Origin of the sequence: Spirillospora sp. NPDC048824 (assembly GCF_043198455.1) — a bacterium.
Lineage (GTDB): Bacteria > Actinomycetota > Actinomycetes > Streptosporangiales > Streptosporangiaceae > Spirillospora.
In genome coordinates, this window is the sequence record NZ_JBICUS010000009.1 from 199438 (window position 1) to 214729 (window position 15292).

Annotated in this window: 17 protein-coding genes and 1 riboswitch; of the genes, 12 read left to right on the top strand and 5 right to left on the bottom strand. The window is 72.2% G+C overall.

The annotated features are described in order from the left end of the window. Positions 1-82: 82 nt before the first annotated feature. Positions 83-646, top strand: coding sequence for a hypothetical protein (locus tag ACGFIS_RS20060; RefSeq protein ID WP_392907901.1), 564 nt, complete (start codon positions 83-85; stop codon positions 644-646). Positions 647-728: 82 nt separating this feature from the next. Next, positions 729-1583: a universal stress protein gene (locus ACGFIS_RS20065; protein WP_392972065.1), complete on the top strand. Its 855-nt coding sequence runs from the start codon at positions 729-731 to the stop codon at positions 1581-1583. Between the two features lie 87 nt (positions 1584-1670). Here ACGFIS_RS20065 and ACGFIS_RS20070 read toward each other — a convergent pair whose 3' ends face one another. After that, a complete protein-coding gene (locus ACGFIS_RS20070) occupies positions 1671-2210 on the bottom strand; it encodes a flavodoxin domain-containing protein (RefSeq protein ID WP_392972067.1) in 540 nt (179 codons plus the stop codon). Positions 2211-2389: 179 nt separating this feature from the next. Between ACGFIS_RS20070 and ACGFIS_RS20075 the strand changes: the two genes are divergently transcribed. Together ACGFIS_RS20075 and ACGFIS_RS20080 are read left to right on the top strand one after the other, a co-directional pair. Beyond that, positions 2390-3274 (top strand): ATP-binding cassette domain-containing protein, encoded by an 885-nt coding sequence (locus ACGFIS_RS20075; RefSeq protein ID WP_392972069.1) that lies wholly within the window; start codon positions 2390-2392, stop codon positions 3272-3274. Then, complete coding sequence (locus ACGFIS_RS20080; protein WP_392972071.1) at positions 3271-4920, top strand: hypothetical protein; 1650 nt, start codon at positions 3271-3273, stop codon at positions 4918-4920. The genes ACGFIS_RS20075 and ACGFIS_RS20080 overlap by 4 nt, the downstream gene beginning before the upstream one ends. 397 nt (positions 4921-5317) lie before the next feature. On the opposite strand, the gene ACGFIS_RS20085 is transcribed toward ACGFIS_RS20080, so the two are convergent. Next, positions 5318-6217, bottom strand: a complete 900-nt coding sequence (locus tag ACGFIS_RS20085; RefSeq protein WP_392907890.1) for an alpha/beta hydrolase family protein — start codon at positions 6215-6217, stop codon at positions 5318-5320. A gap of 116 nt (positions 6218-6333) precedes the next feature. On the opposite strand from ACGFIS_RS20085, the gene ACGFIS_RS20090 reads away from it, so the two are divergent. Continuing rightward, positions 6334-6915, top strand: coding sequence for a TetR/AcrR family transcriptional regulator (locus ACGFIS_RS20090; protein ID WP_392908266.1), 582 nt, complete (start codon positions 6334-6336; stop codon positions 6913-6915). Positions 6916-6973: 58 nt separating this feature from the next. On the opposite strand, the gene ACGFIS_RS20095 is transcribed toward ACGFIS_RS20090, so the two are convergent. Continuing rightward, positions 6974-7369 carry a VOC family protein gene (locus ACGFIS_RS20095; RefSeq protein ID WP_392907887.1) on the bottom strand — a complete coding sequence of 132 codons (396 nt, stop codon included), beginning with the start codon at positions 7367-7369 and terminating at the stop codon, positions 6974-6976. Between the two features lie 89 nt (positions 7370-7458). Here ACGFIS_RS20095 and ACGFIS_RS20100 point away from each other — a divergent pair, with 89 nt between their 5' ends. Continuing rightward, positions 7459-7755: a hypothetical protein gene (locus ACGFIS_RS20100; protein ID WP_392907885.1), complete on the top strand. Its 297-nt coding sequence runs from the start codon at positions 7459-7461 to the stop codon at positions 7753-7755. 54 nt (positions 7756-7809) lie between these two features. Here the strand turns inward: ACGFIS_RS20100 and ACGFIS_RS20105 are convergent, their stop codons facing one another. Beyond that, positions 7810-8250 carry an SRPBCC family protein gene (locus tag ACGFIS_RS20105; protein WP_392907882.1) on the bottom strand — a complete coding sequence of 147 codons (441 nt, stop codon included), beginning with the start codon at positions 8248-8250 and terminating at the stop codon, positions 7810-7812. 163 nt (positions 8251-8413) lie between these two features. Here ACGFIS_RS20105 and ACGFIS_RS20110 point away from each other — a divergent pair, with 163 nt between their 5' ends. The 5 genes from ACGFIS_RS20110 (at position 8414) to ACGFIS_RS20130 (ending at position 12082) form a co-directional block, all read left to right on the top strand. Continuing rightward, positions 8414-9196 carry an SAM-dependent methyltransferase gene (locus tag ACGFIS_RS20110; protein WP_392972147.1) on the top strand — a complete coding sequence of 261 codons (783 nt, stop codon included), beginning with the start codon at positions 8414-8416 and terminating at the stop codon, positions 9194-9196. After that, positions 9196-10395: a cytochrome P450 gene (locus ACGFIS_RS20115; protein ID WP_392907877.1), complete on the top strand. Its 1200-nt coding sequence runs from the start codon at positions 9196-9198 to the stop codon at positions 10393-10395. The genes ACGFIS_RS20110 and ACGFIS_RS20115 overlap by 1 nt, the downstream gene beginning before the upstream one ends. Positions 10396-10702: 307 nt before the next feature. Beyond that, positions 10703-11119, top strand: a complete 417-nt coding sequence (locus ACGFIS_RS20120) for a VOC family protein (RefSeq protein WP_392907874.1) — start codon at positions 10703-10705, stop codon at positions 11117-11119. Between the two features lie 46 nt (positions 11120-11165). Next, complete coding sequence (locus tag ACGFIS_RS20125; RefSeq protein WP_392972073.1) at positions 11166-11537, top strand: hypothetical protein; 372 nt, start codon at positions 11166-11168, stop codon at positions 11535-11537. After that, complete coding sequence (locus ACGFIS_RS20130; protein ID WP_392907870.1) at positions 11534-12082, top strand: MerR family transcriptional regulator; 549 nt, start codon at positions 11534-11536, stop codon at positions 12080-12082. Before ACGFIS_RS20125 ends, ACGFIS_RS20130 begins: the two co-directional genes overlap by 4 nt. Here ACGFIS_RS20130 and ACGFIS_RS20135 read toward each other — a convergent pair. Then, the gene (locus ACGFIS_RS20135) at positions 12025-12678 is read right to left on the bottom strand and encodes a D-alanyl-D-alanine carboxypeptidase family protein (RefSeq protein ID WP_392907867.1); all 654 of its coding nucleotides are present in this window, start codon (positions 12676-12678) and stop codon (positions 12025-12027) included. The two genes, ACGFIS_RS20130 and ACGFIS_RS20135, sit on opposite strands and share 58 nt — an antisense overlap. A 6-nt stretch (positions 12679-12684) precedes the next feature. Then, positions 12685-12870: riboswitch (cyclic di-AMP (ydaO/yuaA leader) on the bottom strand. A gap of 283 nt (positions 12871-13153) precedes the next feature. Between ACGFIS_RS20135 and ACGFIS_RS20140 the strand changes: the two genes are divergently transcribed. Then, positions 13154-15283 carry a PQQ-binding-like beta-propeller repeat protein gene (locus tag ACGFIS_RS20140; protein ID WP_392972075.1) on the top strand — a complete coding sequence of 710 codons (2130 nt, stop codon included), beginning with the start codon at positions 13154-13156 and terminating at the stop codon, positions 15281-15283. Positions 15284-15292: the final 9 nt, after the last annotated feature.

The window sequence follows — 15292 nt, forward strand, 5'->3', positions numbered from 1 at the left end:
CCGAGCGGACCTACTGCGCAGGTGGGCGGCGTAGTTGAGTCGTAGGTGAAGCGATCAACGATGCGATGGAAGGTGAGAGGCGATGGCACTCTCCGAGCACAAGACCCACATCGGGCGGGACACTTTCGTCCGGGTGGTGCGGCCCAGGCCGCTGACCGAGTCGCCTGCGGCGCGGTATGTGTGGGCGGCTGCGCGGCTGGCGCTGGGCTGGGTGTTCGCGTGGGCGTTCCTGGACAAGATGTTCGGTCTGGGCCACGAGACCCCCGCCGCCAAGGCGTGGGTCGACGGCGGCAGTCCCACCGAGGGGTTCCTGGCCAACAGCCCTGAGGGCCCGTTCGCGGGGTTCTACAACGACATCGCGGGGGCGGTGTGGGCGGACTGGCTGTTCATGCTGGGCCTGGCCGGCATCGGCGCCGCGCTCATCCTGGGCATCGGGATGCGGCTGGCCGCGGTGGCCGGCACGGCGCTGCTGGTGATGATGTGGACGGCGGTCCTGCCCCCGGCGAACAACCCGTTCATGGACGACCACCTGATCTACGCGATCGTCATCGTCGGGCTGGCCCTGGTCAGCGCCGGTGACACCCTGGGCCTGGGCCGCTGGTGGGGCGAGACCCGCCTGGTCAAGCGGCTCCCCGTTCTCAAGTGACCGACCGCGACCGCGGAAGGGCGCCCATCGGCCGGTGGGCGCCCGTGACCGGAGGGCCGGCAGAGCAGGACAGGAGGACGTCATGAGCGACGTGGACGTGGTCGTCGGTTACGACGGAACGAGCGAGAGTGAACGGGCTCTGCGGTGGGCGGCCCAGGAGGCCCGGCTGCGGCGGCTGCCGCTGACGGTCTGCCATGTCTGGCGGTGGCCGTTCCCCATCAGCCACATCGACCACGAGGGCGTGGCCATCGTCCGCAGGATGGGCGGTCACCTGCTCGATCAGGGTGTGGCGCTCGCCGGCGACCTGGCCCCCGGTCTGCGGGTGCGCAAGCGGCTGGAGAAGGGCAGCGTCTACGCCGCGCTGGTGCACCTGGGACGGGACGCCGACATGATCGTGGTCGGCTCCCATGCCCCCGACGAGATGCCCGTGGGGTCGGCGGCGCTCCGGGTGCCGGCCCGGGCGGATCGTCCGGTCGTGGTCGTCCGGTCGGCCGCCACGCGGGACGGTCTCGTCGCGGTGGGCGTGGACGGTTCGGCGGGCTCCGACGCGGCGCTGGCCTTCGCCTTCGAGGAGGCGGCGCTGCGCGGCTGGCGGCTGCGGGCGGTGTACGGCTGCTGGGAGCCTGGAGCGGCTCCCGGCGGGGACCTTTCCCTGTTCGGTGACGAGGACAGGCTGCGCCATGTGTGCGGGGCCGTGCTGGAGCGGGCGGTCGCGCCGTGGCTGGTGAAGTACCCACACGTCCAGGCCACGACGTCGCTGGTGCTGAAGTCGCCGCGGGAGGCGCTGTTCGAGGCCGCGCAGGACGCCACCTTGATGGTGGTGGGAGCCCGCGGTACCGGCGTGGTCGAGAGGCTGACCCTGGGGGCGACGAGCGATGCGCTGCTGACGCACGCCCCGTGCACGGTCGCCGTCGTGCCGAACCCGGCCGGATTCTGAAAGGCATGAGCGCGTCGGGGCCGGTGGCCCGGTTGCCCGGACCATCGACTCCTCGTCGGGTTCGCCGCGCCGGAGCGGCGCGATGACTCAGACGGCCGGCTTCGCCGCGGATGCCGGCCCACCGGACGCGAGTTCGCCGGCGACGGCCGACGCCCAGTCCTCGATCTCCGGCCAGTTCCGGTAGTCGCCGTAGCGCACTCCCAGGGCCTTGCAGGCCAGGTGTCCGGCGAAGGACATGTGCTCGCGCAGGAAGACGCCCGAGAAGAGCCGGTGCTGGCGGGCGCCGACCCTCGCATGGAGCTCGTCCGTCAGCAGGGCCTCCTCCTTGGGCCCGTAACCGCGCCAGGGGCCGCGGAGCGCGGCGGGCATCCCGACGCTGAACAGCCACACCGGGCGACCGGCCAGAACGTGGTGATGGCGTGTGACGAAGTCGCGTGCCTCGGGAAGCCACGCGCGGTTGTGGACGGCGCTGCCGAGCACGAATCCCTCGTATCCGCCGGCGTCCTCCACCTCGTCCATGGGGCGGACGTCGGCGCCGATGCCGCGTTCGGCCAGCGCCGCGCCGATCCGCTCGGCGATGCTGCGGGTGGACCCGTGCGTGGTCGCGTATCCGACCAGGATGGTCATGTCCTCACCTCCGGTCGCGGTTCTCACCACCAGGATCGGCCGGGGACACCCGGATCCGCCCCGGTCGTCGGCCCTCTATGGATAAGGACCTCCGGCCCTGAGAACCGGCCCCCTCACGCTCGAAGATGAAGTCCGGGCTCCTGCCTGGCGTCAGGAGCGGACCTGTGAGGAGGTGCGCGATGGCGGGGTCGGCGATCCGGACCGAGAGCCTGACCAAGCGTTTCGGCCGGGTACTCGCCGTGGACGGCCTGGACCTGGAGGTCGGCCGTGGAGAGATCTTCGGTTTCCTCGGGCCGAACGGAGCGGGAAAGTCGACGACGATCCGGCTGCTGCTCGGCCTCGCCCGGCCGACGTCCGGCAGGGCGTGGATCACGGAAGTGCCCGTCGGGGACGTCGAGCGCGCTCACCGCCACGTCGGCTACGTCGCCGGGGATGTGGCGGTGTGGCCGCAGCTGACCGGACTGGAGACGCTGACCTATCTGGGGAACCTTTCCGGGCGTGTCGACGTGCCGTTCCGCGACGAGCTCGTCGAGCGGCTGCGGTTCGATCCCGGGTTGCGGGCCCGTTCCTATTCCAAGGGCAACCGGCAGAAGCTCGCCCTGATCGCGGCGCTGATGACCCGGCCGGACGTGCTGCTGCTGGACGAGCCGACCTCGGGACTGGACCCGCTGATGGAGGCCGAGTTCCAGGCGCTGGTCAGGGAGGCCGCCGGCCGCGGGCAGACGGTCTTCCTCTCCTCCCACATCCTGGACCAGGTCCAGGACGTCTGCCACCGGGTGGCGATCCTTCGGGAAGGGCGGCTGGTGGAGGTCGCCGCACTGGACGACCTGCGCGGGCTGGGCGGCACGGTGCTGGAGGCGATCCTGGAGGGCCCGCCGCCCGATCTCGCCGGGGTGCCGGGGGTGACCGGAGTGGAGCCCATCGACGGCGGTGTGCGGGTGTCGATCACCGGATCGCCGTCCCCCGCACTGTCCCGGTTGAGCGCCTGCCCCCTGGTCCGGCTCCGCAGTCACGAGCCGACCCTCGAAGAGGTCTTCCTGAGCTATTACGAGGCGGAGAGATGAGCAGGACCGTGCCGCTGCGCCGGGCCACGGCGCGACCGCGTCCGGAAGTGCGCCGCCACCGGGTGGACGCACGGCTCGCGTGGTTGACGGTCCGGCTGATCCGGCGCGGGGTGGGCTGGCTCGCCCTCGCCGTCGCCGTCTACGTCACGGTCGAGGTCGTCACCTACGAGCAGACGTATCCCGACACCGCCGCGCGGCAGAAGCTCGCGGTGCTGTCGGAGGATCCCGCCGTGCGGATGCTGCAGGGCGTCCCGCACGCCGTCGAGACGACCGGCGGTTTCGTCGTCTGGGACGCCGGCTGGATGCTGGCCGCGGTCGTCGGCATCTGGGCACTGCTGACCGCGGGTCGCCTGCTGCGCGGAGAGGAGGAGTCCGGCCGCGCCGAACTCCTCCTGGTGGCGCCGATACGTCCGTCCCGTGTGGTGCTGGTGCAGGTGGGCGTCCTCGCGGGTGCGGCGGTCGTGGCGGGTGCCGCGGCGGCCGTTCCCCTGGCCTTGATGGGGACCGGTGCGGCGGGCTCGGCCCTGTTCGGACTCGGGCTCGCCGGCTTCGCCGCGACGTTCGCGGCGGTCACGGCGGTGCTCGCGCAGATCTTCCAGGTGCGGCGCCGGGTGACCGCCGCTTCGGCCGCCGTCTTCGGGGCCCTCTTCCTGGTCAGGATGGCCGCCAACAGCGCCGACTCACGCGGGTGGCTGCGCTGGCTCACCCCGTTCGGGTGGCTCGACGACCTTCACCCGTACGGGGACCCGAACCTTGCGGCGCTCGCCGTCTCACTGACGGTCCCCGTCGTCCTCGGCGGCGCCGCCGTCGTGCTGCGGACCCGCCGCGACGCCGGGGGCGCGCTGATCAGCGAACCCGACCGCGCCCGGTCGCGGCTCCGGTCGCTCGGCGGCCCCGCGGCGTTCGCATGGCGCAGTACCCGCGGGATGCTGGCCGGCTGGCTGCTCGGCATCGCCGGATACGCGTTCGTGGCCGGCGCGCTGATCGCGACCGTCCTCGACCTCGTCGCCGACGACCCGACCTACCAGCGGGTCCTGGAGTCGCTCGGCTGGGACGCCGGCGACGTCTCCGACGGTTTCGTCGGCATCATGGGCATCCTCATCGGCCTGCTCAGCGCCCTGTACGCGTGCTGGCGCATCGGTGCGGCCCGTGCCGAGGAAGCCGCCGGACGGCTCGACCACGTCCTCACCCGGCCCGTCACACGCCGCCGCTGGCTCGGCGGTCACGTTCTGCCGGCTCTGGCGTCGGCGCTGCTGCTCGCGCTGGCCGCCGCGCTCGCGATGTGGGCCGGCGCCGCCGCGACGGGCGCCGGCGTGAAACTCTCCGATACGCTCGCCGCCACCCTCAACCCGCTCCCGGTCGCCGCTCTGGCCATGGGGCTGGCGGTGCTCCTGTTCGGCGCCCGGCCCCGGCTGACCGTCCCCGGCTCGGTGGCGGCGGCCGTCATCGCCTACCTGATCGAGACGATCGGGCCCGCGCTGAACTGGCCGGACCCGGTTCTCGCCGTCTCCCCGTTCCACCACCTCGCGAAGGTCCCGGCGGAACCGTTCGAAACCGTCGCCGCCGCCAGCATGATCGTTCTGGCGGCGCTGCTCACCATGGCCGGGAACCTGCTCTTCGAACGCCGGGACCTCACCGGCGACTGAGTGGCCGCCGATGACGGCCGCGGCCGCCGATAGTGACATAAAGGTTGATAGTGGTCTAAGCATTCCGCCGTGATGACCTGGTGTCAGGCCAAAGGTCCCGACCACGGTTTGGCCGAGACCTTGGCGCCCGACGGCAAGGGCTTCCGATCTGAATTGGACGTGGACCCGATGTCCTGGGTAACTCAGGTCGATGACCCCGTCCTGATGGATGACGTTCCTGGCTACGAGCTGAAGCCCGATCCCCTCACGGCTCAGACGCTAGTTCGAGCCGGAGCGTACGCCGGGCCACGTGCAGGGCTTGAGCGCCGGGCCTTTGGCTGAGGCGGTACGGCCTCCGCGCGTTCCGCGATGGCGCCCGTCCGGGTGCGGTGCCGGCGCGCGTGGAGGCCGCTTGTCCCTACGTGGATTCGAGGCGGCCCAGGGTGTCGTCCACCGGTGCCGGCCAGGTGGAGTCCTTGAGGTCGAGGGCGTCGCGAAGGTAGGCCCACGTGACTCGCTGGATCAGTGCGACCCGCTCGGGGCTCTCGTCCGTCGTCTCCTTGGATTCGTGGCCGGTGATGCCGCCGAGCGAGTGCTCCGCGCCGAACAGTGTGAGCAGGCTCTTGCCGCCCGGGCTCAGGCGGTACGCGTCGGTGAACCAGTCCGGCCCCCGGACGGACATCGGGGAGTCGTCCCGGTCGCCCGCGACGACGAGGGCCGGGGTGGTCATGTCCGCGAAGCGCGGGCTCATGAAGGGGAAGTGCTCGGCCGCGAACGGAGAGAGGTCGGCTCCGCCCAGGCCGGTCACGGCCAGCAGGACGCCCGCCTGGACCCGCGGGTCGGACATGTCCTCTCCCGGGTCGCCGTCGGCGTCCAGGACTCGCGCCCCCAGCAGCGTGCTCGCGGTCTGGGCGCCCCAGGAGTGCCCCGCTGCGGCGATACGGCTGCGGTCAAGGCGTTCGGCCAGGCCGGGGACGGACGACTCCAGCAGGTCGAGATGATCGAGGGCGCGTTTGAGGTCCTCGACCCGGGACCGCCAGATCAGCGGCGTGCGGGGATCGTCGGATGGGAGGTTCAACGTCCGCGAGTCGAGGTGGGTGGGCTGGATGACGACGAAGCCGTGGGAGGCCCAGAAGCCGGCGAGCGGGTCGTAGCCGGTCGCCGACTGGCCGAAGCCGTGCGAGAAGACGATGACCGGCAGTTCGCGGCCGGTCGTGGGCGCGGAGACCCGAACCTGCAGATCGTCGCCTCGATCTGGGGCCGGCAGCGTGATGGGGTGCACCGAGACGACGGGCGTGGGGTCTGGCATTGCGTGCATGGCCGGTCCTTCGTTACTTGGCATTGGCCTGCCGTTCTGGAATCCTGTCAAGGCGGAACTTGGTTCCGGTAAATATACGGAACATGGTTCCGCTTTTCAAGGGGGTGACGGCGATGATGGCCGGCAAGGACGGCGAGCCGGGTTCCCCGCGCAAGCGGCGGGCTGATGCCAGGCGCAACGAGAAGGCGCTGCTGGAGGCGGCCGCCGCGGTGTTCGTCGCCTCCGGGGTCGATGCACCCGTGCGCGACATCGCCGCCAAGGCCGGTGTCGGCGTCGGCACCATCTACCGCCACTTTCCGACACGTGCCGAGCTCATCGTCGCGGTCTACCGGCATCAGGTCGAGGCGTGTGCCGCGGCCGGTCCGGCGCTGCTGGCCGAGAGCGCCACACCGCACGCCGCCCTGGCGGGCTGGGTCGACCTCTTCGTCGACTTCCTGGTTACCAAGCACGGCCTGGCCGAGGCGATGCAGTCCGACGATGCCGCCTTCCAGACGCTGCACGCCTACTTCCTCGACCGCCTCGTCCCCGTCTGCGCCCAGTTGCTCGCCGCCGCCGAGGCAGCGGGTGAGATCATCCCCGACATGGACGCCCTCGTCCTGATGCACGGCATCGGCAATCTCTGCATCGGCGCCGGCAACCCTGCCTACGACGCGCGCCGCATGGTCGGGCTCGTGATCGCCGGCCTCCGGCGGCGCTAGGGTTCCGCTCCGGGGCGAATCTTCCTCCATGACCGGGTGGGCGTCATCGCTCGCTCCGTCAGCCGGCAGGACCGAGCAGGTCCCATCGGTTGCCGGCGATGTCGAGAAAGACGGCGACCCGCCCGTACGGCTCGGTGCGGGGCGGAGTGACGAACTCGACGCCGCCGGCCGTCATGCGTTCGCGGGCGGCGTCGAAGTCGTCCACACGTAGAAAGAACCCCACACGGCCGGCGACCTGGTTTCCGATCGCGGCGGTTTGGTGTTGGCCGTCCGCGCGGGCGAGCAGAATGCCGGTCTGAGCGCCCGGCGGACGGACGACGACCCACCGTTTGGGGCGGCCGTCGTTGGTGCGTGAAGGCGAGTCTTCAACCAGGTCGAACCCCAGAGCGCCGGTGAAGTACTCGATCGCTCGGTCATAGTCGTCCACGACGATCGTGATCAGGTCGAGTCGCATCTTCGCGAGCGTATGGCCTGCCCGATGGCCTCGCCGGGGAACGAACCGCTCGTTCGCCTGAAGTTCGGAACTGTGGGAAGGAATGGGGCATGGTGGACGCGCGGCGGGCGATGATCGCGGACGAGTTCGAAATGCGGGGGTCGCCCCTGTGCGATTGCGCGCAGCGGGGGCCCGCGTACAGCCGGACGACGGGTGCGGCGATCGCGCATCACTGCGGCTGCGCGGCGGTGCGGGCGTCCGCTCTGGCGCGCCGCGCCGCGTCCGCCACCCGGCATGCGCGCGAGTGCGGGTGCGATGAGGCCGACCGTGAGGCCGCGCTGTTCTGGGAGGGGGAGTTCGCCGCCCGCCGCCCCGGTGGTCAGGTGCCGGGCTCCGGAGCCTGCTGACCTGCGCGGCCGGCGGCGAGGTGCGGCCCTACCCGGACCGGCTGCTCGACGGGCTCATGTGTCGAGTTCGGAGTTCAGTTTCGTGAGTTGCGCGTCGTAGATCCGCTGGAGGCCCTTGGGGGCGAAGGTCCGTTCGAAGAAGCCTCCGATGCCGCCCGCTCCGTCCCAGGTGGTCTGGACCTGGACGCGTGCGCCCTCGGCCGCGGGGGAGACCGTCCACGTGGTGACCATGGAGGAGTTGGCGTCCTGCTCCACCAGCCGGTCCTTGCCGGGTGTGCGGGCGGTGAAGAGGCAGTCGCGTACGCGTCTGCTGGTGGCCGCCAGCTTCCAGTGCACCACCGTGCCGTCGCCCTGGCCGCCTTCTCGCACTTCGTACTCGCTGAAATGCTCGGTCAGCATGCGGGACCGGACGCCCGTGTAGTCGCCGAGTGCTTCGAACACCCGTTCCGGGTTCGCGTTCAGCGTTCTTTCTGCGGTGACCACGACTTGTCCCATGCCGGTCATCCTTCCATGGCCCGCTCCTCCCCAGGACTTCTGCCCGGAGTCGTGCCCGGGAGTTGCCGATTGGCGGAGATCGCCGGGGTCCTGGTCCTACAATCGGGCGATCGGTACCCAGGCGGGAGGTCTGTCCGTGAGTAGTGAACATCATCCGGAGTGGGTGATAGACCCGGAAACCCCAAGCGTGGCCCGGATGTACGACTACTACCTCGGCGGAAAGGACAACTTCGCCTCGGACCGGAAGGCCGCCGATCAGGTGGTGGCGGCGATGCCGAACGTGCTGGAGTTCACCCGCGCCAACCGCAGGCTGCTCTCCCGGGCCGTGACGATGATGGCCGGACGGGGCGTGCGGCAGTTCCTCGACATCGGATCCGGGCTGCCGACGCAGGAGAACGTGCACCAGGTGGCTCAGCGCGCCGCCCCCGACTCCCGCGTCATCTACGTCGACAACGACCCGATCGTGCTCACGCATGCGCGGGCGCTGCTGGCCGACAACCCGCAGACCACGGTCGTGCAGGCGGACCTGCGCGAACCGGGGAGCGTCCTGGAACATCCCGAGGTCAAGGCCCGGATCGACTTCGACCGGCCGGTGGGCCTGCTGCTGCTGGCCATCCTGCATTTCGTGCCGGACGAGGAGCGTCCGGCCGAGATCGTGGCGAAGCTGCGGGCGCCGCTCGTCCCGGGCAGTTACCTGGTCATCTCGCACGGCCACCGGGGCGCGGTCAGCCGGGAGGTCGAGGAGCAGGTGCGGTCCGCGTACGGCAGGACGGGCGCCGGTGACCTCATCCCGCGCGGGGTCGACGAGGTGACGACGTTCTTCGAGGGCACCGAGCTGGTCGGGCCCGGCATCGTCCAGGTGGCCGACTGGCGGGAGGACGCCGAGCCGTTCGAGTCCGACATGTCCCGGCCCGGCTTCCTCGCCGGTGTGGGGAGAGTCGGCTGATGCTGCCGCTGGAGTTCCTGTTCAGCCGGACGTTCAGCGAAGACCCGTACGCCGCCTACGCGGAGCTGCGGGCGTCGGGGCCGGTCCACCCGATCGACTTTCCCCGCGGGGCCACCGCCTTCCTGGTGGTCGACCACGAGCACGGCCGCGCGGCCCTGAGCGATCCGCGCCTGTCCAAGGACACCGCGCACAGTTCCCTGCCCGTGAACGGCGAGCAGTTCTTCGGCGGGACGATGCTCGCCATGGACCCGCCCGACCACACCCGGCTGCGGGCGCTGATGGCCAAGGCGTTCACCGGCCGGCGGGTCGAGAAGCTGCGGCCCCGCGTCCAGGAGATCGCCGACGGGCTGCTGGACGGCATCGCGGCCCGGGGCGGGGCCGACCTGATCGAGGAGTTCGCCGTCCCGCTGCCGATCCAGGTGATCTGCGAGCTGCTCGGCGTCCCGGCGTCCGACCGGGCCCGGTTCCGGGCGTGGACGGCGGTGCTGACGGTGCCGGCGCTGACCGCCGAGGCCCGCACACGGCGCCGCGACGTCGCGCGGGAGTTCAACGACTATTTGACCGGGGCCATCGCCGAACGGCGGGCCGCCCCCGGGGACGACCTGATCAGCGGCCTGATCACCGCCCGCGACGGGGACGCCGCCCTCACGGGGGCCGAGCTGGTCAACGGCATCGCGCTGCTGCTCATCGCCGGGCACGAGACGACGGTCAACCTCATCGGCAACGGGGTGTTCGCCCTGCTCCAGGCGCCCGCCCAGCTGGAGCTGCTCCGGTCGCGGCCCGAGCTGCTGCCGTCCGCGATCGAGGAGCTGCTGCGGTACGACGGCCCGCTGGAACGGGCGAGCCACCGCATCGCGGTGGAGGACATGGAGATCGCCGGGACGCCCATTCCCAAGGGCGCCTGGGTGCACGTCTCGCTGGGCGCCGCGGACCGTGATCCCGCGGTGTTCGACGCCCCCGACCGGCTGGACGTGACCCGCGCCCCCAAACGGCACGTCGCCTTCGGGCATGGCCTGCACTTCTGCCTCGGCGCGCCGCTGGCCCGGCTGGAGGGCCAGATCGCCATCGGCGGGCTGCTGGAGCGTTTTCCCGGTCTCGACCTGGCCGTGCCGGCCGCCGAGTTGCGCCATCACCGCACCGGTTCGATCGTCCGCGGACTGATCTCCCTTCCCGTGCGGGTGTCGGCTTCTCGGCCGTGAACGTGCCGTCGGCGGCCGGGTTCCGGCCGGTTCGGCCGCGATCGGCCGGGTGACGCGGCGGTGATGCCGACGCCGCCGCGGATTTCGGCCTGGACGAGGACGACCTGCGCTCCCGGTTCGAGTTCTACGAGCCCTTCGTCACGGATCACTGAACGGCCGCCCCGCCGCGCTGCGGGCCGCCCGTGGCGGGCGGACCACCGCCTCCGGCGGTCGCCGGAAATCGGTGGGCGCCGGTGTCCGGTCGGGCCCTCCGCCGTTCGTCTTGCTGGTGAAGAGCGGAACCGTCCACCACCGTAAGGAGCGGGCCATGAACCCGACCCTCAACACCATCGACATCGTGGTGTCCGACATTCAGGCCACGATCGCCTTCTACGCCCGGCTCGGCCTGACGTTCACCATCGACGAGGCCTACCCCGACCACGCCGCCTGCGACCTGCCGGGCGGACTTCACCTGATGCTCGACACCGAGAAGTTCCGCGCCTCCGCGCAGACCTCCGGCTGGAGCCGCCCCTCGGGCGATCCGCGCAATTTCCTGGCCTTCGAGTTCGGCACTCCGGCCGATGTCGACGCCAAGTACGCCGAGCTCACCGGTGCCGGCTTCGCCGCCGTTCAGGAACCGTGGGACGCCTTCTGGGGCATGCGGTACGCCACCGTGCTCGACCCCGACGGCAACGGCATCGACCTGTACTGCCCCCTGCCCGCCGAGCAGGCGTCCGCGGGCTGACTGAGGGGTTGCATCCGGTACCGGGGTACAGGTTTATCGTCGGTGTATGGAACTGGAACAGGTACGACCCGGGCCGGGCGAGGCCGGGTGGGCGCCGCAGGCGTGCACCCTGCCGACGGCCGAGCGGCCGCTGCGGGAGGCCGAGTTCGACGCGCTGTTCGGCGAGGCGGTGACCGAGGTGCGGCCCGCGGGGCCGGGACGCGTCCGGCTGGTGCTGCGGTCCGAGCCGGACGTGGCGGGACGGGCGGCCGAGCTGGCGGCGCGTGAGACCGGCTGCTGCTCGTTCTTCACCTTCACCCTGACCGCGGCCGGCGGCGCGCTGACGCTGGATGTGAGCGTCGCGGGCCGGCACGCCGAGGTGCTGGACGCGCTGGCCGTCCGGGCGGCCGAGCTGGCGGGCCCGGGGAGCCGGCGATGACCGGGCCCGCCGTCACCGGCGGGCCCGGCGCGTCCGGAGGGTTGCGCAGCGGGCAGGTCGCCGAGGCGGCCGGCGTGAACCTGCAGACGCTGCGGTACTACGAGCGGCGGGGCCTGCTCGCCGAGCCCGAGCGGACGCCGGGCGGGCACCGGCTGTATCCGGCGGAGGCGGTGACGCTGCTGCGGGTGATCAAGACCGCGCAGCGGCTCGGGTTCACCCTGGAGGAGGTCGCCGAACTGCTGGACGCCGGGACCCACCGGCACCGCCGCGCCGACGCCGGGTTGCAGGCGCGGGCGAGCGCCAAGCTCGCCGAGGTCGAAGCCAAGATCACCGATCTGCGCACCATCGCCGACACGCTGCGCCGAGCCCTGGACGCCGGGTGCGACGACCTTGTCACGTGCGCCGGGGAACGGGGCTGCCCGCTGCCGTTCGCCGACCTGGCCGCCGGCCCCGGTGCCATGGGCACGAGCCTCTCAGGGCGGCACGGTCAGTCGTCCTGGCCGACGTCGAACTCCCAGTGCCACGGTTCGTACGGGTTGCTGTAGGCCCAGGCCGGGTGGATCCAGCCGTACTTCTCAGAGTTGTCCTCCAGCCACTTGAACTGGGGTGAACCGCCGTCCTGAACGCCGTCGCACAAGTCGACGGAGATGCCGATCCCGTGCTTGCTGTTGCCCGGGCGCGCGGCGTAGCCCGCCGGCATGGTCCGGTACAGCTCCTCCTGCTTCTCGTAGCCGCGGTAGGAGCTCCGCACGCACATCTCGTCGCCGAAGTGCTCCTGGTAGGCGGCGTTGAGCTTGTAGAACGCCACCGCGGCGTCGGCCCGCAGGTGCTCGTCCCGCTGGGGCAGCGGGCAGAGTTCGCCGACCGGAATCCGGCCGTTGGGGTAGCCGTGCTCGGTGGCCTCTGACGGCTTGCAGTCGTCCGGCGGTTCGCTCGGCGCTTCCTCGGCTCGCTGGGAACCCGTTCGTTCGGCACGGTCCGCCGGGTCCTTCGCCGAGACCTTCGCAGAGGCGGGGACGCCGGAGTCGCCCGAACCTCCGTCCAGCGGCATCAGCGCGAGGGTGCCGGCCAGGGCACCGGCGAGGACGGCGCCCATCAGCGGCGCGGGGTACTTGGCGTTCCTGACGTGCCGACCTGTCACGGCATCTGCTCCTTCCATACCGCCTACCGGGTTAGCTGACGGATTCGGACGTGGAAGTCGCCCTACGACGCTCCTCGAACATGGAGGGAAGGCGTCGATTCACCCCTGCGAGGCGGCACAGGCAGGTCGGCCTGGACGTCACTCGCGCTGGTTCCCCGGCTCCGCAGATAGCGGACTCGGCGCGGCCGCCCCCACCCTGGGCCGTGGGCTGAGGATGTGGCGGCTCACTGGTCGATGGCCACGGCGCCTGGCGGGCGCCGAATTCGGACAGAAGGTATCAAAAGCTCAAGAGAATGCAAACATGCCACAAACCGACGGCATTCCAGGTCAGAGCCGGTGAAGACCGCGTCTCCGTCCGACCGACCGTGATCACCGGATCTCACGCCGTGATTACACTTCCGTCACGCCGGGACCGGTCCCGGTGGATGACCCCCGACCATGGTCCAGTGAGTCCGGCGGCGGGAGGGGGACGGCGGTGGAGCCGCTTCGGCGTGGTGATCCGCACCGGGTGGGTCCCTACCGGCTCCTCGGCAGGCTCGGCGAGGGCGGGATGGGGGTCGTCTACCTGGCGCGGTCGGGGGCCGGCCGGCCGATCGCGGTCAAGATCGTCCGGCGGTCGAAGGCGGGGGAGCCCCGGTACGCGGCCCGGTTCCGCCGCGAGGTGGAGGCCGCCCGCCAGGTGTCGGGGGTGTTCACCGCGCCGGTGCTGGACGCCGACCCGGACGCGGCGCCGCCCTGGCTGGTCACCGCCTACCTGCCGGGGCTGTCGCTGCGGGAGGCCGTCGGCGGCTTCGGCCCGCTGCCGCCGGACGCCGTCCGCCCGCTGGCGGCCGGGCTGGCCGAGGCGCTCGCGGACATCCACCGCGCGGGCGTGGTGCACCGCGACCTCAAGCCGGGCAACGTGATGCTGACCGCGGGCGGCCCCCGCGTGATCGACTTCGGGATCGCCCGGCCGGAGGACGCGACGGCCGTCACGCGCGTGGGCACGCCCATCGGCACCCCCGGGTTCATGGCGCCCGAGCAGGTCCGCGGGGAGAAGACCGGGCCGGCGGCCGACGTGTTCTCGCTGGGCGCGACGCTGGCGTACGCGGCGACCGGGGCGGAGCCGTTCGGGTCCGGGCCGGCGCGGTCGCGCGACCTGCGGGCGCTGACCACGCGGGCGGACCTGGACGCGATCACCGAACCCTGGCTGCGCGGCCTGATCGGGGCATGCCTGCACGCCGACCCCGGGCTGCGCCCGTCCGCCGCCGGGGTGCTGGAACGGCTGGGACCACCGGATGCGGAGGGGCCGTCCCTGCTGGGCGCCCGGTGGCTGCCGCCGGCGATCGCGGAGGAGATCGACCGCCGGACCGCCGAGGCCGAGACGCTGACGCGCCCCCCGCCGGGCGACCCGCCGGACGCGGACCCCGCGGTCGGTCAGGCGCCGACGGAGGACCCGGACGATTCCGTCCAGGGCACGGCGCCCCCGCCGCAGGGCGTCACCCGGCGGACGGTCCTGGCCGGGGTGGGCGCGGGCGTCATGACGGCGGGCGGCCTCGGGACGTTCCTCTGGCGCCGGACCCGGGACCGGCAGGGCGGCGGCTCGCGGCCGCCGGAGGGGCGGGGCTCCCGCGCGCCGCAGGGGCCGCCACCCGAGGGACGCTCCCGGTGGACGCGCCGCGTCAGCGATGACTCCCTGGCCCTGGCCGCCGCCGACGGGGTGCTGCTGGCGGACGGGATCGAGAAGGACGGGGACGACAGCACCGGGATCGTCCACGCGCTGGATGCGCGCACGGGCGAGGTGCTGTGGAAACGCGACGGCGGCTTCTCCGCCGCGGGCGACGGCGGCGTGACGTACCTGACCCTGAACGAGGGCAGGGAGATCAGCGCAGTCCGCTCCAGGACGGGCGAGGTGCTGTGGACGCATCAGGTCGACTTCGACAGGCTCCCGACCGGCGAACTGGCGGCCGCCGGCCAGGTGGTCGTCTTCGGCCGCGAGGAGATCACCGCGCTGGACGTGGCCGGCGGCGGGCGGCGCTGGACGTCCGGGGCGTCCGCCCGGTCCGGGCTCTCCGCGGCGGACGGGCTCGTGCTGGCCCTGTCGCCGGAGGCCCTGGCGGGCCTGGACGCCCGGACCGGGAAGACCCGCTGGACGTATCCGCTGGACTACGGCGACTCCCAGATCACCGGCGACGGCATGGTCTTCGCCTGCGACCGGTTCGGCACGCTGCACGCGATACGCGCCGGCGACGGCGCTCTCGTCTGGCGGCGGCGGAACGTCGGCGGCTGGGGGAGCCAGGTGGGCGGCGGACGCTTCTACGCCGAGGGACACGACGGCGTCGTGCTCGCCCTGGAGAGCACCACCGGGCGGCAGATCTGGTCGCGCACGCTGACGCGGCTGAAGGACGATCCGCGCCGCCAGGCGACGGCCTACCGCCTGTCCGGCACCACCCTCTACGTCATCTGCGCCGACGGAAACCTCTACGCGCTGGACACGGCCGACGGCCGCGTCCGGTGGACCTACGGAACCGAGAAAGCCATCCGCGTCCAGCCCGTGAGCGCGAACGGGCTGGTCTTCATCGGCGCCGGGGACGGCAGCGTCCGCGCCGTCGCCGCACCAAGCTGAAGGGAAGGG

Excerpts from the sequence above, each read along its gene's own strand:
- ACGFIS_RS20060 (WP_392907901.1), top strand. The coding sequence starts at position 83 with ATGGCACTCTCCGAGCACAAGACCCACATCGGGCGGGACACTTTCGTC.
- ACGFIS_RS20065 (WP_392972065.1), top strand. The coding sequence starts at position 729 with ATGAGCGACGTGGACGTGGTCGTCGGTTACGACGGAACGAGCGAGAGT.
- ACGFIS_RS20070 (WP_392972067.1), bottom strand. The coding sequence starts at position 2,210 with ATGACCATCCTGGTCGGATACGCGACCACGCACGGGTCCACCCGCAGC.
- ACGFIS_RS20075 (WP_392972069.1), top strand. The coding sequence starts at position 2,390 with ATGGCGGGGTCGGCGATCCGGACCGAGAGCCTGACCAAGCGTTTCGGC.
- ACGFIS_RS20080 (WP_392972071.1), top strand. The coding sequence starts at position 3,271 with ATGAGCAGGACCGTGCCGCTGCGCCGGGCCACGGCGCGACCGCGTCCG.
- ACGFIS_RS20085 (WP_392907890.1), bottom strand. The coding sequence starts at position 6,217 with ATGCACGCAATGCCAGACCCCACGCCCGTCGTCTCGGTGCACCCCATC.
- ACGFIS_RS20090 (WP_392908266.1), top strand. The coding sequence starts at position 6,334 with ATGGCCGGCAAGGACGGCGAGCCGGGTTCCCCGCGCAAGCGGCGGGCT.
- ACGFIS_RS20095 (WP_392907887.1), bottom strand. The coding sequence starts at position 7,369 with ATGCGACTCGACCTGATCACGATCGTCGTGGACGACTATGACCGAGCG.
- ACGFIS_RS20100 (WP_392907885.1), top strand. The coding sequence starts at position 7,459 with ATGGTGGACGCGCGGCGGGCGATGATCGCGGACGAGTTCGAAATGCGG.
- ACGFIS_RS20105 (WP_392907882.1), bottom strand. The coding sequence starts at position 8,250 with ATGGGACAAGTCGTGGTCACCGCAGAAAGAACGCTGAACGCGAACCCG.
- ACGFIS_RS20115 (WP_392907877.1), top strand. The coding sequence starts at position 9,196 with ATGCTGCCGCTGGAGTTCCTGTTCAGCCGGACGTTCAGCGAAGACCCG.
- ACGFIS_RS20120 (WP_392907874.1), top strand. The coding sequence starts at position 10,703 with ATGAACCCGACCCTCAACACCATCGACATCGTGGTGTCCGACATTCAG.
- ACGFIS_RS20125 (WP_392972073.1), top strand. The coding sequence starts at position 11,166 with ATGGAACTGGAACAGGTACGACCCGGGCCGGGCGAGGCCGGGTGGGCG.
- ACGFIS_RS20130 (WP_392907870.1), top strand. The coding sequence starts at position 11,534 with ATGACCGGGCCCGCCGTCACCGGCGGGCCCGGCGCGTCCGGAGGGTTG.